The following is a 23441-nucleotide window of genomic DNA, read 5'->3' on the forward strand; positions in this document are numbered from 1 at the left end:
ACTTTTTCAGCTTAGTGGAATAAAGTGAAAAAATGATCTACAAATAATCTGGAGTAATAATTAATATGTTGAAATTTTTCCCCAAATTTGAAACTTATTTGTTTTTCTCTCGTCAAAACAAGAAGTTCTTTCATGAAAAGAATAATTGATTTTATCTAACCTATTGGTGAGTTTGACTGATTAGAATTCTGTTTGTTATGAAAAGGTATGGTATACGTTTTTTACTATTAATATTATTACATACTGTTTATGTTACTGCGGAAGCACGTGATTTTTACTGGATTGGAGGTTCAGGAAACTTTAATGATATTCAGCATTGGAGTGATCAGCCAGGAGGGAAAGTAAATCCTGATGCTTTATTGCCAGACAAGGATGATAATGTTTACTTCGATGAATTTTCATTTCCTGATCCTGGTGCAGAGGTTGTAATTACAAGTGTTGCTCGATGTGCAAATATGCATTGGGGAAATGTAAAGAATATGCCAACACTTAAAACCGATGCCAATCCAGCTCACTATTTAGTAATATATGGTGGTGTTACTTTTAGCAATCAAATGGTAATCGACCTTGATCGACCATTATATTTTCGTGCAAATACATTAGGTAATACAATTGATTTTGGTGGGAACACATTCGATGGTGATTTAATTTTTGAAAATAATGGTGGATGGAGAATCACCAATTCATTAAATATTTTGGATAATGATATCCAATTTAATCAAGGAACTTTAAGTATTGAAGCAGAAGTAAATTGCGGACGAATTATTTCGAATACAACCATTTCGAGAGAATTGTACTTGAATTCCGCTACCATTAACTTAAATAAACCTGGAGAGTCTGTATTTAGTTTTCAAACAGATAACCTAAATGTCGAGGCAGGTAATTCCACAATAAAAGTTTTATCAGAGAACTCAAGTATTGAAACATCAGGTAGCGAAAAGATAGATTTTTACGATGTGATATTTTCTGGAAATTCAGGAGCTGTTGTTAATACGAGTTTACGTGCCAATTTTAACAAACTAAGGTTTGAGAAAGATGGTAGTTTAAGTGGTCCAAATGATTTTCAAGAATTAGAATTTACAAAGGGTTATTCCTATACTATAGATAAAGATGTCCAAAATGTTCATATACTGTTTACTGCAATTGGGCAATGTCATGCATTTATAAATATTACAGGAGGTTCTGCAGGAGGATTTATTTCAGCCGATGGTGTAGCTTTAGATTACTTAAAGGTTAGAAATGTAACTGCAACAGGTACAGCAGCTCCTTTTAATGCACTTAATTCGTATGACTTGGGCGCAACTTCGGGATGGACTTTTGGCGCTCCTTCTTCAGATGATTATACGTGGAACGGAAATGGAGGAGATAACAATTGGGGAAATCATGAGAACTGGGATAAAGATTGTGTCCCATCCAGAAATAATAATGCGATTATCCCTAATGGATTTACTGTGAATGTTAATGTTCCTGCAGAATGTAAGGATCTTGAGATTCAAGGAACATCTACATTAGAGGGAAATCAAAATCTGGAAATATATGCATCATTAAAGGCTACAGATGCAATTTGGGATTTTGATGGTCAAACCACATTGAAAGGTGGAGGTACAATTTCTTTAAATGCTACAATGTCAGGAACCTTAATGGTAGATGCAAAAGCGAATACTTATACTTTAAGTACAGCACTGGATGTAGCAAACGAATTACATTTGATTTCAGGAACATTAAATGCAGCAAGTTTTACAATTGATGTAAACCGATTTGTGTCAAATTCATCGGAGCCAAGGACATTAAATATTGCGAATGCAAAAATTGATATCAATGCAGGAGTTTTAAAAGCTTGGCATGTTCAGGGAACAGGGTTTACCTTTTTAGGATCAGGATCAGAAATTACTCTTTACCAAAGCGGTGCTGAATTTTATAATAACAATACCGATGGAATTACTTATGAAAAAGTTCTATTCCATCCTCAAGATAATCAGGTGTTTTTAACCAATGAAAATGCATCAGATTATCCTGGTTTTAAAGAATTGATTTTTAATGGAAGTGCGAAGCTTTCTGGGAATCATCAATTTGATAATATCACCTTTGCGGCAGGAAAAGAGTATTTATTTCAGGCAGGAAGTACTCAGAAAATTTTGGAAATAGATGGCCTAAATGCTGTTGGTACTTGTTCTGAAAACATTTCGTTTAAAGGTGATGGCGGAGTAGCATTCATTGATAGTGATGTAAATTCAAATAACATTGTTCGTGTCAGAGTTGAAGATGTGAATGTTGTTGGTGGAATGGCTAATGTTTTGGAAGCTAGAGAATCTATTGGTGTTTCGGGCTATGACGGTTGGGTTTTTCCTGATGATTTATTGGGCGGAGACGTTTATTGGACAGGTAATGTTGATGACAATTGGTTCGAAGCAGACAACTGGGACAAAGGTTGTATTCCAACCAGAAAAGACAACGTATATTTTGAAGATGCTAAGGTTACAGGTAGTTTTGCTGTCAATATTTCACTAAAAGGACGGATTGCAGAGTGTAACAATATGACTTGGAGTACTGCAAGCAATATGACTTTTTCAGGCGATCAACCATTAAATGTATTTGGTAGTCTTGATATGTCAGGCATGGCAGCAGGAAAAAATTCATTTTCGGGAGAAATAAACTTTAAAGCTGAAAATGATCCTCAAACGATTAATATTGGTGTAGTTGAATTAATTAGCGATCTTAATTTCATCGGAAACGAACAGGAAGATGGCAGTTGGAAAGCTAGTTCCTGGAGTATCACTTCAAATCTTATTACAACAGGTACGATTGATCTGAAACAAGGTGAGTTATCCACCAATGGAAATGAAATTGAAAGCAAGGAATTTTACTCTAATTATGGTATAGATAATATCCGTTCGTTGAATTTATCTTCCACAATTCTTAAAGTTGAAAAGTTTGAAGTTTCTGCAGAAGCATTTACACTTTCTTCTGGAACTTCGGAAGTTCGATTGACAAAGGCAGGAGAGTTTATTGTTTCTGCTGGCGATGAAGATTTAGCATTTAATAACCTGACTTTTGAAGAGCCAACAGGAAATGCATATGTTGATATTTTTGCAGATAATGTAAGTTTTAATGAAATGGTATTTAAAGGTAATACCTATTTCAGAAAACCAACTCCATCCAAATTGAGTTTTACGGCCAAAAGTATTCAAATGGCAGTAGGAAAAACTTATGTGTTTGAAAGTAGACAAGAGTTTGAATTCGAGAATATTATTGCCAATGGAGCATGTGAAGGAACGATTGATATTTCTGGTTCAGGTTCTGACGCTGCTATATTCAGAGCTAAAGCAGGAGTTACCAATATAGAAGTTAGCTCTGTTAATTTATTAAATGTTCATGCGGACCCAGACAATGTATTTGTTGCAAAATCATCATTGGATTTGGGAAACACGACAGGTTGGAAATTTGAAGAGGAACCAACAGGAAGAGATTTATTTTGGATTAATGGAGAAGGAGATTGGGATGATCCAAACCATTGGGCAACATCTTCAGGTGCTGCTGCTTCAGGTGGAGTTGCGGATGGTTGTGTGCCAACAGCTAAGGATAATGTTTTTTTCGATGTAAATTCATTCACTGGATTTGATCAAAATGTTCGCACAGGATCTGGTGATATCCGTTGCAGAACAATGGATTGGACAGGATCTGAAACCGCACGACCTAATTTTGTAATGGGAGATACTGATATTTCAGGTGTTTACATTTACGGTTCGTTCATTTTAAATGATCAACTTGATATTGATTTATCACCAGTGGTTGACTTTTATTTCAGAGCAACTGAGGCACAAACTATCAATACATTTGATTATATATTTCCTAATGTTGTTGAGTTCGATGGAAAAGGTGGAGTTTGGACAATGAACTCTGATTTTCAGACAGAAGGAGATTTGTTTGTTCGTCATGGTAAGTTAATTGCGAATGGAAATTTAGTTGAATGTAAAAGTTTAACCTCAATTGAAACTCCTGCAGGAATAAACTCGAGAGGATTGGATATTACCAACTCAAACTTGATAATAAATGGAAGCGAAGATGTTTCGGGACGTTCAATTTATATCAATCTAGCAGATGAGAATTATGATCAAGGTTTTGAATTACAAACTGATAACAGTACAATCAGTTTGAAAGATAATGCTGATATTATTTTGCTAGGATCTGCTTTAAATAATGTATCATTTAATGAGATAATATTTGAAAAAGGAGGAGAGTTCAATAGTGGATTCTCTGGCTTTGAAGTTTATGCATCGCATTTGTTATTCGAAGGTGATGGAATTATAAAAGGAAAGAAAAATTCATTTGGAACTCTTGAATTGGCAAGAGGTTTTGAATACAAATTTGAGAATGGTAGAACCATTACAACAGATAAATTACTTGTTGATGGTAGTTGTTTTGCACCAATATATCTGCACTCTACAAGAGATGGTGTTGGAAATGAAACGTTTCTTGTAGCAAAGAATGATGTAAATGGAAATTTCTTGGAGTTAAAAGATATTCATGCTGATGTTTCTGGCGGTATAAAATACATCGCAACCAATTCCTTCGATCTAGGAAATACAAGTGGTTGGACTGTTGATGGAGTAATTGCTCCCATTGCATTGTACTGGACTGGTAATGGTGCGGATGATAATTGGAACAATCATGAAAACTGGAGTAGAGCGATTGATGGTAGCGAAGAAGGATGTGTACCTACAATTAATGATGATGTTTTCTTTACAGCTAACTCATTCTTTGGAAGTAAACTGGTAGAGTTAACTGCTGATGCCAAATGTCATAGCATGACATGGAATGATGATATTGATCCGGACGCAAGTTTTTCTGTTACTGCAAAATTACAAATGGGAGGTTCTGTGGATCTTGCCAATAGCATGGCTTTGGACATGCAAGGAACTTTCGAATTTATTGGTGACGGATTAGCTGATATCAAAAATGTTGATTTTGCCAATAAAAATCTGGATGGTGATATTCGATTTGTAGGAAAAGATCAATCGTGGATTTGGCAAACTGGTTTTGTTACTTCTGGAAATTTGGAAATAGATGAAGGTTCCGTTTCTACCCAAGGCTTCGATTTTACTGTAAGTCAATTTAAATCATTGTCATTACACGATTCTGATGCAGTTCGTTCTTTCGATATGACAAATTCAATTGTTAAAGTAACTTCCAATAATATTACAAGTTGGAGTATGATAATGAATACTGCTGGAGGTTTAACTTTCACAAGTACAGATTCATACATTACTTTCGAAAATGGCGGAGGTATTTATTGTGAAACCGATGGTGAAGTTCGTTTCGGATTTGTAGATTTTGTGGATAATGGTATTATTAATATTACAAGTGGAGCAGATACAGAAAAAGGATATTTTGGTTCTGTAAGATTTATGGAAGAAGGAAAGATTTTTGGAAATACAGAATTTCTAAATCTTGAATTCACATTGGGTTACGAGAACAATACCATTGAGTCAGGAAAAACAGTTACTGTTGTGAATGATTTAAAAATGGAAGGTGTTCGTTGTTCTTACGTTTTTCTAAAAGCAAGTACACCTGGAGTTCGCGCAATACTTCACAAACCAGCAGATACTTTCGATAATATTTATAATGCATCGTTAACTGATATTCAGGGTACTACAGGTTCTGGTGCTGTCGATCATCCAGTTAAATATCATTATGACAATAATAATTCTATTGGTTTTGTTATATGGAATGATCCTAGTGGAGACGATAATCCACCTTCGTTTGAAGAAAGTTTTGATAAACCAAGAGAAGAGTGGTGTAGCGATATTGCTGTGTTAGATCATGTTAAGGGATTTCCAATTAATAGCTCAACTACTTTCCAATGGTATTACAGTGTTGATGGAACTGCTGGTACTTATACCGAATTAATTGGAGAAACCAACGCGGTAATCGAAGTCAATAAAAATGGATTCTACAAAGTTGAAGTTTTCTATGGAAAAAATACGGTAGCTGCAGATGGAACTGATTGTAAAATTGAATCCACAATAGAAGTTGCGTTGGGAGAAGTTTCAACTGTTTCATTAGAAATTACTGCCAACAATGTAAAATGTTTCGGACAAAGTAATGGACAAGTAATTGCAACAGTTAAAAAAAATGCAACAGGAAATTATCCTGATTATTCATTTTTCTGGAAAGCGGAATCTGGCAAAGATGTGGATTCTGCGGATGATAGTGCAAATTGGACAAGTACAGCTTTTGGTCTTGAACCAGGAAAATATTACGTAACTGTTGCTGATGGTAAAAAATGTGAGTTCGATACAATTGTTAATGTTTTCGATGCTTATGAATTATTGATAGATAATATCGATACTAAAGATCTTTCTTGTTATACAGTTCATGAAGGAGAAATTTCGATTGATGCTTCGGGAGGGACAGGAAACTTATCCTATTATTTGGACAACAATTTGCAAGCAAGTGAAAATATTACCGGATTGGCATCTGGTGATTATAAAGTTTTCGTCCAAGATGGAAATAATTGTAAAACTACAGAAGAAGATGTGACCATAAATTCCAATCCAGAATTGATTGTCGATTTGAATGGATTGGATCTCAAATGTTTCGGAGATAAAAATGGTGAATTTACTCCAACTGTAACTGGTGGAGTTACTGATTATTCCTATGCATGGATCGGACCTGATGGATATTCTTCTACAGATTCTAATATTTCTGGATTAGCTGGTGGATTGTATAAATTAACAGTTACCGATAAGGTTGGATGTACAACATCTATGGATCAGGAACTGAATGAACCAACGGAACTTATTGCAGAAGAATTAGTTGTGGATGATGCCAATTGTCATGGAGAGAAGTCGGGTGAAATATTTGTAGTGGGAGGGCAGGGGACTCCTGACTACCGCTATTTCCTTGATGGAGTGGAAGAAAGCACCGGAATATTCAAAAGTTTAGCCCCTGAGAATTACGTATTACGAATCGTTGATGCCCATGGGTGTATATTCGAGAAAGAAATCACTGTAAAGGAACCAAACAAAATTGGATTTGTAATTGCAGATATCGTTTTACCTTCTTGTGAAAAATCTGAAGATGGAATTATTCATGTTACACCGTATGGTGGAAATGATGGTTACACCTATACATGGACTGGTCCGAATGACTACAAATCATATGAGCAAAATATTGAAAACCTAGTTTCGGGAAAATATGCATTGCAAATTTCTGACAAGAAAAATTGTTCACAAATTGACACAGTAAAATTAGATCTAGGTTTGAGTCTTCAGCTAGGTGTTGTTGTGGAACAGCATGTTGAAATTGCTGGATCAAATCAGGGAATTTTGGCATTGGAATTATTTGAAGGAACAATGCCTTACACTTTTACAGTAACAGGACCAAGTGGAACTTTTAGTAGCCCTGATAATTTTGATGAAAATTATTACTTGATTGAGAATTTGGCAGCAGGAGTTTACAATGTTGTTGCTACTGATGCATCATCTTGTACGACAGTTCAAAAGTCTGTGATTATTGAAAGTCCGGGACAAGTGTTTGCCTATATTGATGAGGTAAAACGAATGGGGTGCATTGGTTCGTCGGATGGTGAACTGGAAGCGATAGCTAGGGGAGGATCAGGGACTTATACGTATTCGTGGTCTGGACCATCTGGTTATTCAGGAAGTGGAAAAAATATATCCGGTTTAGAACCAGGAACTTATTCGCTTTCTGTGAGTGATGGAGAAAGTACTGCAAATGCAACATTTGAGCTTTTACCAGCTGATCCTATTATTGTTAGTGTTAAAAATTTTAAAAATGTAAGTTGTTACCAGGCAGCTGATGGACAAATAGAATTATTGGTAGATACTGGTGGTGCAGACTATACCGTGGTATGGACCAATGATCTTGGAAAAGGATTTTTATCTTCAGCAAAGAAAATTATGAATCTGGAACCAGGTATCTATACCTATACCATTACAACTTCAAAAGGATGTTCTGTTTCTGGTAATCAGCAAATTACGGAGCCCATAGTTTTGAGTGTCAAGGCTAATTCTACAGATATTAGTATTGAAGGGGAGCGTGATGGAACTGTTTCAGCAGATTTTGGAGGAGGAACTGCACCATATACGGTATTGATTTCTGGGCCGAAAGGTTATTCTTATGCAGAAGTTGACAATACCTCAGGAACAATATCGGTGAATGGACTTGAAATGGGTGTTTACGAAGTAGCCGTAATAGATGCCAATGGTTGTAGAATTGAGGATGTTACGAAAGTGCATGAACCTTCAAAATTATTGCTTTATACTTTATCGGTAACACACATTACTTGTCCGGGAGGTGCGGAAGGAGCTATTAATCTGGAAGTTGAAGGAGCTAGTGATCCCGCAAATTTAACTTTTAGTTGGTCGGGTGATAATCATTTTAGGAGTGCCAGCCAGAATATAAACAATTTAAGTGCAGGAACTTATCATGTTAAAGTGTATGATTCTGGTGGTGATCCGGGATATGAAGAGCAAACACTATCTGTAATTGTGAAAGAGCCAGATTTACTGGATATTGAGGTGAATACGAAAAACATTTCATGTCCGGGAATGAATGATGGATACATTAATATTCAACCAAAAGGCGGAACACCTGGTTATGAGTATGCTTGGACTGGAACTGGTGTTGATGTTAATATGGAGGATCAGGAAAATTTAGCTCCAGGTCTATATACTGTAAATATCACAGACATAAATGGTTGTAAATCTGAAGATGTTGAAATAGAGATTACTGAGCCGGAGCGACTTTTGGTCGCAGTAGAGGATAGTAAAGATCCTACATGCTTTGGTTTGGAAAACGGTTGGATTCAATTAAATATTAGTAATGGAACAGCGCCTTATATTATCGATTGGGACAACTATGGTAGTGTTACCCAGCGAATTGAGGAATTAACAAGAGGCGTTTATGACTATACTGTTGTTGATGATAACGGTTGTAGCGAAAGTGGTTCGTTTACTTTAAATCAGCCAGACACATTAATAGCTCAAATTAACGATGTGGATAATGTTGATTGTCACGGTGATGGAACGGGAAGAGCATTGGTAGAAATAACTGGCGGTACGCCCGATTATACTATCCTTTGGTCCGATGGGCAGGATACAGCAGAGGCAACAGATCTTAAACTTGGAAAGTATGAAGTGTCAGTTGTTGATGCTCAGGGATGTACAGATGTTTCGGAGGTTGAAATATTTGAACCTGAACCATTGGCAATAGAAGTTGAGGTAATTAGACCAACTACTTATGATGCAATGGATGGTGCTATTGGTGTAAATGTATCTGGTGGAGTAAAAGATTATTCGTACAGTTGGCTCAAGGATGATTTATTATTAGAATTTACATCCCAAACTATTGAAGATATTGACAGAGGTGTATATACCTTGGAATTGAAAGATGCCAATAATTGTCCATTGGATACGATCATAAATGTAGAATATTTATTTGAACGCAGGATACGAATACCAAAAGCATTTACTCCAAATTCTGATGGTTACAACGATTATTGGGATATAGAGAGAATTGAGTTCATCCAAGATCTGAAGATCGTGATTTATGATCGTTGGGGTAAGGCTGTGTATAAATTTGCAGGTACTGGAAACGAGTATAAAGGTGAACCATGGAGAGGTAATGATGGCAGTGTAAAACTGCCAATTGGATCGTATTATTACGCAGTGGAGGTTGAGGATGAAAAACCAATCATTGGAACAGTAACCATTCTGAGATAGTAAACTAGAACTTTAAAACCTGACCATTATAATCTAATGAGAAGAGCATTAATTTTATTAGGTATTCTCTTGCTTGGAATCTTTCAAGTCAAAGCGCAACAATTACCTCTTTACAGTCAGTACGTAGAGAATGGATTTTTGTTAAATCCTGCCATGGCAGGGAGTAGAATGTATTCGCCACTAAGATTAAGTTTAAGGCAACAATGGGCTGGGGTTGAAGGAGCTCCTGAAACGCAGGCATTAAGTTTTAACAAAAATTTAGGGGGTAAATGTACTACGTGTAACGTGATGGGAAACCCGCTGGCACGCAGAAACAAGCAGCGTGGTGTAGGTGTTGGAGGATATTTTTTCAATGATAAATATGGAGCCATATCGCGTACGGGAATTGAACTTTCCTATGCATATCACCTACAATTAAACAGACGTCGCTATGGAAAAGCTGGAACCAAACTTTCATTTGGATTGGGAGGCGTATTCTATCAGTATAAGTTTGATGGACGCGATATACCAGTAAATGATCCTCTTTACACAGGAGGTGATATGGTAACCTATGTTCCAGATGCGAATTTTGGAGTATATCTATACAATGATGATTATTTCATAGGTTTTTCTGCAGCCCATCTGTTCGAATCTTCTGTAAAGCTTGGAGATAACATTTACACCGATAATATCATGATGCGTCATTTTTACGGCACTGCTGGTTATACATTTCATTTAATGGATTTGGTAGATTTGGAGCCATCGGTAATTGTGAGAAAAACCTTGAACTCAGATGTGTATTACGATGTAACATTGAAATTGTATATCAACCATTTTTGGATGGCAGCATCTTACCGTGCAAATGATCAAATTGTGGGAATGATTGGGGTAAGCTACAATCAATATTACCTTGGATATTCATACGATCATTATACCAATAACCTGATTGCTGATAGTAGTGATGGTACTCATGAAATCACTTTGGGAATCAACTTTGATATTCCGAATAAGATGAAGCGCGAAAACAGAATGCGTGAAAGAAGGGCGGCCGACCGCAACTTTAGTAAAACCCAAACGCAACGTCATAAACGAAAAAGTAAAAACTACATTTTCTTTTAAGTTAAAAGAAATTTAGATCCGGTAGAATACAGAACTACCGGATTTTTTTTATCTTCAAATTCCTAAACAATAATTCTATGCGCAATATATTATATCTGCTATGCTGCTTAAGCTTTGTGTTGGCAATTTTCTCTTGCGATAATGAAGACGGATTAAATACTGATCCTGATTTTAGTGTAAGTTTTTCGGTGGATACACTAAAATTTGATACTCTTTTTACTGGATTTGGATCCACTACCAAGCTGTTTAAGGTGTATAACAAATCTTCAAAAAAAATAAATCTGCAAGAAATTTATTTACAAGATGAGAATTCGCCATATCGACTTAATGTAAATGGAACAGCTGAAGAAAGATTTGCGAATGTTGAAATAGGAGCGAATGACAGTCTTTTCGTATTTGTAGAGGTTAATTTAAGGCCAAAAGATACTGATGAGGCAGTTTTGCTCGAAGATGTTTTGGTGTTTAATGTAAATAATAATCTTCAAGGGGTAATTTTAAGCACTTGGAGCCAAGATGTAGTATTAATTGAGGAAGATATAGTCAATTCGCAAAATTGGACAGGAAAACGGCCTTATTTGCTTAATAAGCAAATTTCAATAATGGAGAATACTGAACTTATATTGGAGGAAGGAACTACAGTATATTTTGGGAAGAATGCAGGTTTAGATATACAAGGAACACTAAAAGCGGAAGGAAGCTTCGAAAAGCCTGTTTATTTTGGTAGTTCGCGATTAGAGGAACTGTATAAAAATGTACCTGGCCAATGGAATGGAATTCGCATTCATGAAAGTAGTAAATCAAATCAATTGAGTCATTTTATTCTGGAAGATGGTATTAATGGAATTCAATATGTAGGGAACAGTGGGGAGTTACAGTTGGAATATGGAATAATCAGAAATTTTACAGAAAACGGAATTGCAATTACAAACGCGAACCTGCAAGCTCACGATTTGTTGTTGGTAAATTGTGGAAACGAATGTTTAAAAATTGAGAATGGTGAGCTTAATTTATTTCAATCTACACTATACAATGCCTGGAGTTTTGATATAAGAACTGAGCCAGTTGTTAAGATTGTGAATTCTTCGGAATACATGTCTAATATTGGTAATTGCATTGTATGGGGAACTTTTAGCGACGAATTTGTGGTTGGTAATACATCAGGGCTAAAAGTAGAAAATACGCTTTTAAAACTAAGTAAATCGCTCCAAGAAGAATATACCTCAATATTTTCTGACTGCATTTATAATGAGGATCCTGAATTCATATCGATTGAAGAAAGAAATTATATGCTTAGTGAAATCTCTCCTTGTATAAATACAGGAAAGTTTGAGATTGGAACGGAGTATCCAAATGATCTACTCAATAACTCAAGGACTGCTGATTCAAGCCCGGATATGGGAACTTTTGAGTTTAATAATAGTCAGGAATGAAAAGAACTTGTCTTGCTTTTTTTGTGTTCCTTTTGAGTTTTTATGGCTCGGCACAATCTATCTTGGAAGGTAGGGAAGAGAACAAGCGCGGTGATTTTAGAGCAATGTTTTACAATGTTGAAAATTGTTTCGATTGTTTTGATGATAGCTTAAAGCTGGACAATGAGTTTTTATCAACTGGAGTAAGGAATTGGAATTGGGAAAAGTATCAACAGAAAGTCAATAAAATATCAAAAGTAATAATGGCCGCTGGTGGATGGGAATTTCCTGATATTATAGGCCTGTGTGAAATCGAAAATCGTTTTGTACTCGATGGGATTTTTAAATATGGTCATTTGGGTAAAATAGCTTACCAAATCATTCATAGAGAATCGCCTGATAGAAGAGGGATTGATGTTGCTTTGATGTATCAACCTGAAGTATTTCAACCCATAGATACTTCCTTTATTCAATTAATTTACGATGGAGAAAAGGTATCTACTACCCGCGAGATTTTATATGTGAAAGCAAAGTTACACTCCAGTGACACATTGCATGTGTTTGTAAATCATTGGCCTTCACGTTGGGGAGGACAGCTTGAATCGGAGCAAAAGCGTATTTCCGCTGCAAAATTGGTAAGGCAAAAAGTAGATTCAATTTATTTGCAATCGCCAAAGGCAAATGTTCTTATTATGGGAGATTTTAACGATTATCCGGAGAATGAATCCATATTTAAAACTTTGGGAGCGACAGAAATTGCTGGCGAAATTAAAGATCAGCAATTGTATAATTTAGCCAGTGTTTTTGTGAAGAATGGAAGTATTGGCAGTCACAAGTACCAAGGGAAGTGGGGAATGCTCGATCAGTTTATTGTATCAGGATCATTGATGAATAAATCTGCCGTTTTGTATTGCAATAAAGATGGAATGAGTGTGTTTGCACCCGATTTTTTATTGGAAAAAGATGAAACTCATTTCGGACTAAAACCTTACCGAACATTTGTGGGGTATAAGTATCATGGAGGTTTTAGCGATCACTTACCCATTATTCTTGATCTTTGGAGAAAGTAGTATAGATTGTTTCTCATTAATAGTTGTTTATAGTTTCTGGATGAACTACTATTCAAACCTAAATGAGTATTAAAAAATCTCTTGTGAGCTAATATTTAGTTTCTAGTGCGGTATTGTGTAGTTTCCGCCCTAGATATTGAAGGTTTCTAGTGCGGTAATTGATCATTACCGCACTAGAAATATTTTTATCGATATTAATCTTCTAAACTTTCAATTAAAGCTGCAAGATTTTTTTCGTAAAGTTTGCTTCCTGTTTTAGGATCGAAATTGGAACTTGGTCCAGCAATACAGCCGCCTTCGCAAGCCATTACTTCAACAAAGTTTCCGCTAGTTTTACCCGTTTTGCCAAAAGCTTTTAGCATTTTGATCTTTTTCTTATCCAAACCATTTACAATTACAGGTTTGATATTCACGTAAGGTTTAACTTCAAGAACCGATTGAGCAACACCTCCGCTGGCTGCATAAGCTCTACCGTGATTCAAAATACTTTTATCTAAAAGTAAAGGTTCCTCTTTGCTAATTTCAATATTCCAACCATGAAATAGAGCTGAAAGTTCTTCGAATGTCATAACGTAATCAACATTTGGATCTTTCATTCCTTCGCGACGCTTGGCAATACAAGGACCTATAAATACAATCTTTGCATTAGGATATTTTTCTCTTGCAATTTCAGCTGCATAGTACATCGGACTCTTGGTTTCCGAAACATATTTCTGAATTTCAGGAATGTGCTTTTCGGTTGCCGAAACATATGCAGGACAACAAGAAGTAGTCATAAATGGAGCTTTGTTTTCCAAACGTTCCAATAACTCATCAGCTTCTTTTTCTGTTGTTACATTTGCGCCTTTTGCAACTTCAAGTACATCACAAAAGCCTAATTGTTTTATAGCACCCAATACGGTATCTGTGCTCGATTTGAATTGACCAATAACTGCAGGAGCAACAATTGCAATGGTTTCTGTCTCTTCATCTTTTATGGATTTCATTACATCCACAATTTGTGAATTTTCCATAATTGATCCGAAAGGACAAGCAGTGATACATTTACCACAATCAATACATTTATCCTCATCGATTTGCTCGATACCATACTCATCTTTGGAAATTGCACCAACAGGACATGAATTTTCGCATGGAACAGGCATAAATATGATTGAGTGATATGGACACACGTTCATACAAATACCACAGTTGATGCATGTTATTGGATCAATTTGTGCTTGGCCATTTCCATTCCAGCTAATTGCATTTTTAGGACAGTTCATCATACAAGGATGAGCAACACAACCTTTACAAAGATTGGTAACTATGTATGAGTTTTTTACACATGAAGTACAAGCTTCATCAACAACGGTAAGGATTTTGTTGATTGGATTCTTTCTCTCCAGAGCTTCTTCTGCGTATTCTGCCAGGGTTTTTAATTCATCGCGATCATCTTCCAAATCAAATCCCAAAAGAGGAATTAATTTTTCTTTAATGATAACACGCTCTTTGAAAACACAGCATCTATCAAGATCTTTTTTTCTTCGAGGTGCCATTTCTAGAGGAATTCGATCTAATCCTTCTTTAAATTTTCCTTCATTAAAAAGTTCTGCCATTTTCGATAACAGATCTCTTCTGATAATCATTGTATTATCAACGTAGGCCATTTGTTGTATAATTATAAATAGTGAGATTGCTTAATTGCCGCAAAAGTAGATATTATGTCGAGTCTATCAAGTGCTGTTTAACAAATTGAAATAGGTTATATAACAGAAAAAAAAAGTCCGGAAATATTTCCGAACTAATTATTCTTTTTTTTGCCAACTGGTTCAAGGCCTAGCTCTTTTCCTTTTTCAATCATGAAATTATAGGCTGCTTCCCTTTCGTTTGGAATAATTCCATCCAGAATTGCATCTTTTATGGCTACTTTTATATCTCCAATGGTTTTACATGGTGACAAATTAAATGTGTCAATAATTTCTTGCCCGTCAATTGGAGGTTGGAAATTTCGAACCGCATCTTTTTCTTCAACCTCTTTTAGTTTTTGACGAACCAATTGAAAGTTATCCAAGAATCGTTTAACCTTCTCTTCGTTTTTAGAGGTAATGTCGGCTTCGCACAATTTCATGAGTTCATCAATGTCGTCACCAGCGTCAAAAAGTAATCTTCTAACAGCAGAATCGGTTACTACTTCTTGTGCCAAAACGATAGGGCGCATATGCAGCAGTACCATTTTCTGAACAAACTTCATTTTCTCGTTCAAAGGCAATTTCATATTCTTAAAAATGCGAGGAACCATTTTTTCCCCAACAAAATTGTGAGCATGGAAAGTCCAACCAATTCCATTTACAAATTTTTTGGTATTAGGTTTGGCTATATCGTGCAGCAGAGCCGACCATCGAAGCCATAAATTGTCGGAATGAGGTACCAACTGATCTAAAACCTCAAGAGTATGATAAAAATTGTCTTTATGGCTAATTCCATTTCTGGTTTCTCTGCCTTTTAATCTTTGAAACTCTGGAAATATAATTTTCAACAAGCCACATTCTTCAAGCAATTTAAAACCGATTGATGGTTTAGCTGACATTACAATTTTATTTAGCTCCTCTATAATACGCTCTTTAGAGATGATGTGAATGCGATCCCTGTTCTCTTTGATAGCTTCGAAAGTAACATCGGAAATTTTAAAGTTTAGCTGTGTAGCAAAACGAATTGCACGCATCATTCTTAATGGATCATCTGAGAAAGTAATCATAGGATCCATTGGTGTTTTTATGATTTTGCTATTTAAATCATCAATGCCTCCAAATGGATCTAAGAGTTCTCCAAAATTATCTTTGTGCAGACTTAATGCTAGCGCATTAATGGTAAAATCTCTTCTTTTCTGGTCATCTTCTAAACTGCCATTTTCAACAATTGGTTTTCTAGAGTCTCTGTTATATGATTCTTTTCTGGCACCTACGAATTCTATTTCAAGATCTTTGAATTTTAGCATTGCAGTACCAAAGTTTTTAAATACAGATACCTTAGGATTACCAGCTCTGCTTGCAACTTTTTGAGCCAATTCAATACCACTGCCAATTACAACAACATCAATATCTTTTGAATTGCGCTTTAAAAATATATCTCTAACATAGCCTCCAATTACATAGCTTTCAAGATTTTCCTCAGTTACAATTTCTGATATGATTGAAAATATAGGATGTTTTAAATGTTCTCTCACTTATTTATTAGTCATATAGCCTGTAATCAGGCTGTTACTACTGTGTTGTCGATACATGACATACCGACTGTTTAATTTCCTGACAAAATTACAATTAATTAAGGGGATTATGAAAATTCATAGAAAAATAGGCTTTGGTATGTTAATTGTTTGATAAAAATATATAGATTTGTAGATATATAAAGTAATAAATTAATTTAGGTGTTAGTTATGGTAGAACATTTAACGAAAGAATCTTTCAAAGAAAAAGTATTTGATTTCGAAAAAAATAAAGATTGGAAATTTGAAGGCAACAAACCATGTTTGGTAGATTTTTATGCAGATTGGTGTGGACCTTGTAAAATGGTGGCTCCAATTTTAGATGAGTTGAAGGCAGAATATGGTGAAGCTTTGGATATTTATAAAATAGATACTGAGAAAGAACAGGAATTATCAGCAATGTTCGGAATTCAAAGTATTCCATCATTGTTATTCATTCCTAAGGATGGGCAACCACAAATGGCACAGGGAGCCTTATCAAAAGAGAATTTTAAACAAGCCTTTGCAGAAGTTTTAAAGGTTGAGGCAAAATAATTGCGATCACAATAAATGAATAACCTTTTTAAAATCAATCGTGAATTGATATATGCGTTGATTACTGAAAAGTTAAAGAGTTATTAACGGTCGTTGAGCAGACACAATTTAAAGCAAATCATTATTAGCTTTAGAGCGATAATGAATTAAAACTGAAACGGTGTTTGCACTAGAAAAGAAAGAGAAAATGAAGAGATTTTTAATAATAATGTTGGTTGCTTTTATGGGAACCAATAGTTACGCACAATCGAATTCTGATGCTAAAATTATTCATTTAGATGATGATAGTTTTAAAGAAATGGTATTTGATTACGAAAAAGGTGGCGATTGGAAATTTGAAGGGAATAAGCCTGTAATTGTTGATTTCTACGCCGATTGGTGTGGACCTTGTAAAAGAATTGCTCCTGTACTAAAGGAATTGCAAAAGGAATATGGCGATGCCATTCAGATTTATAAAGTAGACACCGATAAGGCTCAAAAAGTATCAGCTGCATTTGGAATCAGAAGTATACCATCTTTGCTGTTTGTGCCGATGGAAGGTAAACCAACAATGGCTCAAGGTGCTTTGCCTAAGGCCACATTTGTAAAAGCAATTAATGACGTTTTGGGAGTGAAAGCCCCAAATTGATTATAGGTTAGAGTAATTATAATAGTTTAGGTTTTGAAAGTCGGCTTTTTGCCGACTTTTTTGTTTTTGCTAGTTTTCAGACTATCTTTGCGCCAAATCACAGTGGGGTGCCTAATTATAACTGGCTGAGATCATACCCTTACACCTGATCCGGATAATGCCGGCGTAGGAAAATTGCGAGCTAACTTTTCGCCAACCTGATCTTATATATACCTCATTGCAATATTTTATTAACGTTTTAATTTATTACACAATGTTTAAGCAAATGAACTCTGTCTTGCGCAGAGCAACTCTGTTAATTGTATTGCAATTTGTATGCTTTATCGGTTTTTCACAATTAAATTTAAAAGGGAAAGTTACCGATAAAAGCGGAAATGCTCTACCTGGGGCAGCAATTGCAGTGAAAGAAACTTATTTGGGAACTGTTGCCAATTCATATGGTGAATATCAGTTTACAAATTTAAAAGCTGGAGAATACCAATTTGTGATCTCTTTTTTGGGTTATGAAACAAAGGAAAGTTCTGTAAAGCTTACTGAATCAAAGAATTTAGATTTTAAATTAAATCCAACTGCCATAATGGCCGACGAGGTTCTGGTTGCAGCAACAAGAGCAGGAAATAAAGCTCCAGTAGCAGTAACCAATTTGGGTGGAGAAGAGGTGAGGAAGCAAAATACAGGTCAGGATATTCCATACCAGTTAAGTTTGACTCCTTCATTGGTTGAATCATCAGAAGCAGGTAATGGTGTTGGTTATTCAGCTTTACGTATTCGTGGTACTGATGCTTCTCGTATTAACGTTACAATTAATGGTGTGCCATTGAATGATTCAGAATCGCAAGGTGTATTTTGGGTAAACATGCCAGACTTTGCTTCATCAGTTGATAACATTCAAATTCAGCGTGGAGTTGGAACATCTACCAATGGTGCTGCAGCTTTCGGTGCTACCATTAACTTCCAAACAGAAAATGTGAACGCAGAACCTTATGCCGAAGTTCAAAGTGTTGCAGGATCGTTCAATACTTTCCGTAATACATTCAAAGCTGGAACAGGATTAATCAATGGAAAATTTAGTTTTGATGCTCGTTATTCAAAGTTAAAGTCTGACGGATTTGTTGATCGTGCATTTTCTGATCATGAATCATTTTTTGCAAGTGGGACTTACTATACTGAAAGAAGCATGTTGAAATTCAACATCATCTCAGGTGACCAGAAAACAGGTATCAGCTGGTGGGGAAACCCAAATATCAACACCGATGATCCTAATGATTATGAAGACAGAAGATACAATCCTGCAGGAGAATATACCGACGAAAATGGTGTTACCAGATATTACGACAATCAAACTGATAATTACAAGCAAACACATTACCAGTTATTCTACTCTCAGGAATTAACTTCGAACTTGAATTTGAATGCTGCATTGCATTATACAAAAGGAAAAGGCTTCTATGAGCAGTTTCAAGATGATGATAATGATTATCATACTACCGATTACAAGTCTTATGGGTTAACAAATCCTACTGTTGATGGAAAGGAAGTTACCAAAACTGATTTAACTCGTCAAAAGTGGTTGAAGAACGACTTTTATGGGTTTACTTACTCATTGAACTATCGTAAGAATAAGGTAGATGCATCTTTCGGTGGTGCTTGGAATCGTTATGATGGTGATCACTTCGGTAATATTCTTTGGGCTCAAAAAGGTGGAGTTCCTAATGGACATCAATGGTATTTGAATACTGGAGAAAAGACCGATTACAATGTTTTTGCCAAGATGAATGTTGAATTAAGCGATAAATTAAATGCTTATGGAGATGTTCAGTATCGTCATATTTCTTACGATATGGATGGTACGGATGATGATCTTTTGCCATTGGTTCAGGAGCATAAATTTGATTTCTTCAACCCTAAAGTGGGATTGTATTATACCCTTAACGATAGAAACTCAGCTTATGCATCATTTGGTGTAGCACATCGTGAGCCAACTCGTGCAAACTTTAAAGATGCCAAAGGCGATCCAAATTCATATCCTGTTGATGAGTCATTATTCGATTATGAACTAGGGTACAACTATAAATCTAAAAATGCTACTTTCGGAGTTAACCTTTACTACATGTACTATCGAGACCAGTTGGTACCAACAGGCGAAAAGAATAGTGTTGGTTACGATATCATGACAAATGTAGATAAGAGTTACAGAGCAGGTGTTGAGTTGATTTGGGGCGTTCAGATTTTACCAACTTTAAAATGGGATGCCAACCTTACTTTGAGTCGTAATAGAATTAAAGATTTTGTAGAGTATTCAACTTACTACGATGAAAATTGGAACGAAGAGTACAAAGGGAAAGAACTAGGAGATACTGACATTAGTTACTCACCAGAAAAAGTTGGAAGTAGTATTTTAACATGGACTCCAGCAAAAGGTTTTGATGTAAGTTTTGTAAGTAAGTATGTAGGGGAACAGTACTTTGACAATACTGCGAGTGCAGATCGAAAATTGGATGCTTACCATGTTCATAACCTAAGATTGAACTACAGTATCAAGCCAAGTTGGATGAAAGAAGTTGCTTTCCAGTTAAGCATTAACAATGTACTTGATGCCAAATATGAAAATAATGCATATGGTGGAAACTGGTATGAGCAAGGTGTTGAAAAAACATGGAAATACTATTATCCACAGGCAGGAACAAATGTTCTGGCAGGTGTGACATTGCGATTTTAAGATAATATTTGTAGAGACGTACGGCCGTACGTCTCTACCTAAATTAAAAATATGACCTGGATAATTGATAATATTGTAGAAATCATAGGAACCATATCAGGATTATTATTCCTGTACCTTGAAATAAAACAGAATAAATGGTTGTGGCCAGTAGGTTTACTTACATCTGTAATGTATATCTATGTGTTTTTTGTGGCCAAGCTGTATGCTGATATGTCACTACAGTTCTACTATGTTTTTATCAGTATTTATGGATGGGTACTTTGGTCAAGGGGAGCCAATAAAAGTGATGATCAGCTTCCTGTGGTCAGACTAAGTCGCGCTTTGTTCCTAACACTATTTGGCGCAAGCATGTTGATTTATGTTTTTATTGCTTACATACTGGTAAACTTTACCGATGCATCAATTCCATATTGGGATGCTTTTACAACTGCCTTAAGCATTGTTGCAACATGGATGCTGGCCAGAAAAATTTTAGAGCAGTGGCTGGTTTGGGTTGTCGTAAATGCTGTTTCTATGGGTTTATACATTTATAAAGGTCTTTATCCAACAACCGTTTTGTTTTTCTTCTATACAGTATTGGCCTTGGTAGGCTATCTGCAATGGAAAAAAGACATGCTTCGTTCTCAGGCTATTTCAGGTAATTAATTAAATTTACAGGCTCAAATTTTATCATCACCAATCTAGAATGCAAAAGAAAGCTGTAATATTGGCAAACGGAGCCTTTCCTACTCACGAAATCCCATTAAAGGAACTAAAAGAATCAAAACATATCATTTGTTGCGACGGTGCAATTAACAATCTGGAAAAAGCAGGATTAGAACCTTTCGCCATTATTGGTGATTTGGATTCTTTAGATTCCGAATTGAAATGGAAGTATAGGGATATTATTCATCACTTTTCAAATCAGGATACCAATGATTTGACCAAGGCAGTTGAATGGTGCATTGCCAATAAGTACAACGAAATAGCTATAGTTGGAGCAACGGGTAAGCGCGATGATCATATGATTGGCAATGTATTTCTTTTACCGCAGTATGCAAAAAAGATAAGGGTTAAAATGCTAACCAGCTATGGTGTGTTTACTCCAATAGTTCGCTCAAAGAATTTTGATAGCTTTACCAGACAACAAGTATCCATTTTCTCACCAAACAGAGATACACTAATTACCACAGCAAATTTGCGATATGCCTTAACCAATCAGCAATTGGATTGGATGTGGCAAGGTACGCTAAATGAATCGATGGGTGACAGTTTCAGAATTGAATTTGAAGGAGGACCATTGATTGTATTTCAGGAATACCGACAATAGTTTATAATATATTCATTCTCTTTGAGTATCGAGGATAAAAAGTTGTTCCAAATTGTGCCTCCCCCACGAGTGAGGCTAATAATTCCTGCGAATTGTCAGCCTCCCCAGCCAGTGAGGTTAAAGTTTTGTCGCAATTTTGTGTTCTACTACGCAGAAAGACTAAAATAGTATCTCATTTTCTCCCTCCCTGAGTATCGAGGATAAAAAGTTGTTGCAAATTGTGCCTCCCCCACGAGTGAGGCAAATAATTCCTGTGAATTATCAGCCTCCCCAGCCAGTGAGGTTAAAGTTTTCATTCAATTTTTCAGCGAATCTGAGGTAATATGTTTTAATTCTAATTAGCAGATGTTTAAATCATTTTTATATTTGCAGCCAAATTAAAACCTAACAAAATCGATGAAAAAATTAAAAACTCTGTTATTGCTTCTTGTTTCATTCATAAGCATTTCAGGTCTTAACGCACAAAAAAAGGAATTACCACTTTCTGTTAAATTTGGTGGATATGTACACACTTTATTTACTTACGATACTCGTCAAATGGTAGCTGCACGTGAAGGACATATTCTTCTGTATCCTAAAAATGAGATCTTAGATGCTGCAGGCGAGGATATTAATGAAGGTGGAGTATATAATATGGCAGTAATCCAATCAAGAGTGAATGCCAAGATTACTGGTCCTGAAATTTTGGGTGCAAAAACCAACGGAATGATTGAAGCTGAGTTTATTGGAAACGGTGAATCGGATACCAATGGTTTACGTGTGCGTCATGCATTTGTAAATTTGGATTGGGGAAATACTTCACTTTTAATCGGACAGACATGGTCTCCATTGTTTGTTGCTGAAGTTTTTCCATTTACTGTAGGTGCCAATGCAGGTTTGCCATTCAAGCCATTTGCTCGTAATCCTCAGGTGAGATTAACTCATAAAACCGGTAATTGGAAACTGTTGGCAGCAATTGCAACGGAAAGAGATTATACAAGTACTGGTCCTGATGGATCAAGTAACAAATATTTAAGAAATGCCGGAATGCCAATTGTTCAAGGGCAGGCACACTATTATTTAGGGAAGAAGAAACACTTGTTTGGCGTAAGTGGTGAATTCAAAAACTTAAAGCCTTCTCTACAAAGTACAAGTGTTGACAATGAGGGAAATATCCAGAATTGGAAAAATGATGAAACCATTTCATCATGGGCTGTGATGGGATATTTCAAGTTGAATTTCAATCCGGTTACTTTTAAGGCTCAAACCACTTACGGTACCAACCTTACCGATGTGTTAATGTTGGGCGGATATGCTGTTAAGGATATGAATCCTGTAACCAACGAAGCATCATACACAGGGATTAAAGTAATGGGTTCGTGGGCTGAGCTTTCTTACAAGAAAAACGACTGGGAATATGCTTTTCTTGCCGGATATTCTAAAAATTACGGTGCCGAGGATGATATTGCCTCAACAGATTTGGTTTATGCAAGAAGTAAAGACATTGGAGAATTATATCGTTTGGCTCCACGTGTTTGTAAAAAATACAAGAACTTAAAGTTCGAATTTGAAGCAGAGTATACTGCTGCTGCATACGGTAAACTTACTGAAAAAGCTAAGGTTAAAGATACCAAGTGGATAGGTGGTACCAGATATTCATTAGGAGTATATTATTTCTTTTAGTAACGATATTTACAAGATT

At 35.9% G+C, this 23441-nt stretch carries 12 protein-coding genes and 1 riboswitch; of the genes, 10 read left to right on the top strand and 2 right to left on the bottom strand.

The features are described from left to right. The first annotated feature begins 197 nt into the window (after positions 1-197). The 4 genes from ACKPCA_RS19060 (at position 198) to ACKPCA_RS19075 (ending at position 13323) form a co-directional block, all read left to right on the top strand. A complete protein-coding gene (locus tag ACKPCA_RS19060; RefSeq protein ID WP_321280496.1) occupies positions 198-9746 on the top strand; it encodes a T9SS type B sorting domain-containing protein in 9549 nt (3182 codons plus the stop codon). Between the two features lie 36 nt (positions 9747-9782). Then, positions 9783-10844 carry a PorP/SprF family type IX secretion system membrane protein gene (locus tag ACKPCA_RS19065; RefSeq protein ID WP_321280498.1) on the top strand — a complete coding sequence of 354 codons (1062 nt, stop codon included), beginning with the start codon at positions 9783-9785 and terminating at the stop codon, positions 10842-10844. A gap of 77 nt (positions 10845-10921) precedes the next feature. After that, complete coding sequence (locus tag ACKPCA_RS19070; RefSeq protein WP_321280499.1) at positions 10922-12274, top strand: hypothetical protein; 1353 nt, start codon at positions 10922-10924, stop codon at positions 12272-12274. Continuing rightward, positions 12271-13323 (top strand): endonuclease/exonuclease/phosphatase family protein, encoded by a 1053-nt coding sequence (locus ACKPCA_RS19075; protein ID WP_321280501.1) that lies wholly within the window; start codon positions 12271-12273, stop codon positions 13321-13323. The genes ACKPCA_RS19070 and ACKPCA_RS19075 overlap by 4 nt, the downstream gene beginning before the upstream one ends. A 194-nt stretch (positions 13324-13517) precedes the next feature. Here ACKPCA_RS19075 and ACKPCA_RS19080 read toward each other — a convergent pair whose 3' ends face one another. Both ACKPCA_RS19080 and ACKPCA_RS19085 read right to left on the bottom strand, forming a co-directional pair. Further along, positions 13518-14972 (bottom strand): monomeric [FeFe] hydrogenase, encoded by a 1455-nt coding sequence (locus ACKPCA_RS19080; RefSeq protein WP_321280503.1) that lies wholly within the window; start codon positions 14970-14972, stop codon positions 13518-13520. A 134-nt stretch (positions 14973-15106) separates the two neighbouring features. Then, positions 15107-16528 (bottom strand): CCA tRNA nucleotidyltransferase, encoded by a 1422-nt coding sequence (locus ACKPCA_RS19085; RefSeq protein WP_321280504.1) that lies wholly within the window; start codon positions 16526-16528, stop codon positions 15107-15109. 210 nt (positions 16529-16738) lie between these two features. On the opposite strand from ACKPCA_RS19085, the gene trxA (ACKPCA_RS19090) reads away from it, so the two are divergent. The 6 genes from trxA (ACKPCA_RS19090) (at position 16739) to ACKPCA_RS19115 (ending at position 23422) form a co-directional block, all read left to right on the top strand. Further along, a complete protein-coding gene (trxA, locus tag ACKPCA_RS19090; protein WP_054714541.1) occupies positions 16739-17101 on the top strand; it encodes a thioredoxin in 363 nt (120 codons plus the stop codon). A 187-nt stretch (positions 17102-17288) separates the two neighbouring features. Further along, positions 17289-17729: a thioredoxin gene (trxA, locus tag ACKPCA_RS19095; RefSeq protein ID WP_083464485.1), complete on the top strand. Its 441-nt coding sequence runs from the start codon at positions 17289-17291 to the stop codon at positions 17727-17729. A gap of 93 nt (positions 17730-17822) precedes the next feature. Next, positions 17823-17918, top strand: a riboswitch (TPP riboswitch). A 64-nt stretch (positions 17919-17982) separates the two neighbouring features. Next, positions 17983-20448, top strand: a complete 2466-nt coding sequence (locus ACKPCA_RS19100) for a TonB-dependent receptor (RefSeq protein WP_321280507.1) — start codon at positions 17983-17985, stop codon at positions 20446-20448. 51 nt (positions 20449-20499) lie between these two features. Then, a complete protein-coding gene (pnuC, locus tag ACKPCA_RS19105) occupies positions 20500-21096 on the top strand; it encodes a nicotinamide riboside transporter PnuC (RefSeq protein ID WP_321280508.1) in 597 nt (198 codons plus the stop codon). Positions 21097-21136: 40 nt separating this feature from the next. Next, positions 21137-21760, top strand: a complete 624-nt coding sequence (locus ACKPCA_RS19110; protein WP_321280509.1) for a thiamine diphosphokinase — start codon at positions 21137-21139, stop codon at positions 21758-21760. Positions 21761-22156: 396 nt separating this feature from the next. Next, positions 22157-23422: a DcaP family trimeric outer membrane transporter gene (locus ACKPCA_RS19115; protein ID WP_321280511.1), complete on the top strand. Its 1266-nt coding sequence runs from the start codon at positions 22157-22159 to the stop codon at positions 23420-23422. Positions 23423-23441: the final 19 nt, after the last annotated feature.

The organism is Marinifilum fragile (genome assembly GCF_963677365.1).
Lineage (GTDB): Bacteria > Bacteroidota > Bacteroidia > Bacteroidales > Marinifilaceae > Marinifilum > Marinifilum fragile.

Bases quoted from the DNA above. Each gene is read 5' to 3' on its own strand.
- ACKPCA_RS19060 (WP_321280496.1), top strand. From the start codon at position 198: ATGAAAAGGTATGGTATACGTTTTTTACTATTAATATTATTACATACT.
- ACKPCA_RS19065 (WP_321280498.1), top strand. From the start codon at position 9,783: ATGAGAAGAGCATTAATTTTATTAGGTATTCTCTTGCTTGGAATCTTT.
- ACKPCA_RS19070 (WP_321280499.1), top strand. From the start codon at position 10,922: ATGCGCAATATATTATATCTGCTATGCTGCTTAAGCTTTGTGTTGGCA.
- ACKPCA_RS19075 (WP_321280501.1), top strand. From the start codon at position 12,271: ATGAAAAGAACTTGTCTTGCTTTTTTTGTGTTCCTTTTGAGTTTTTAT.
- ACKPCA_RS19080 (WP_321280503.1), bottom strand. From the start codon at position 14,972: ATGGCCTACGTTGATAATACAATGATTATCAGAAGAGATCTGTTATCG.
- trxA (WP_054714541.1), top strand. From the start codon at position 16,739: ATGGTAGAACATTTAACGAAAGAATCTTTCAAAGAAAAAGTATTTGAT.
- trxA (WP_083464485.1), top strand. From the start codon at position 17,289: ATGAAGAGATTTTTAATAATAATGTTGGTTGCTTTTATGGGAACCAAT.
- ACKPCA_RS19100 (WP_321280507.1), top strand. From the start codon at position 17,983: ATGTTTAAGCAAATGAACTCTGTCTTGCGCAGAGCAACTCTGTTAATT.
- pnuC (WP_321280508.1), top strand. From the start codon at position 20,500: ATGACCTGGATAATTGATAATATTGTAGAAATCATAGGAACCATATCA.
- ACKPCA_RS19110 (WP_321280509.1), top strand. From the start codon at position 21,137: ATGCAAAAGAAAGCTGTAATATTGGCAAACGGAGCCTTTCCTACTCAC.
- ACKPCA_RS19115 (WP_321280511.1), top strand. From the start codon at position 22,157: ATGAAAAAATTAAAAACTCTGTTATTGCTTCTTGTTTCATTCATAAGC.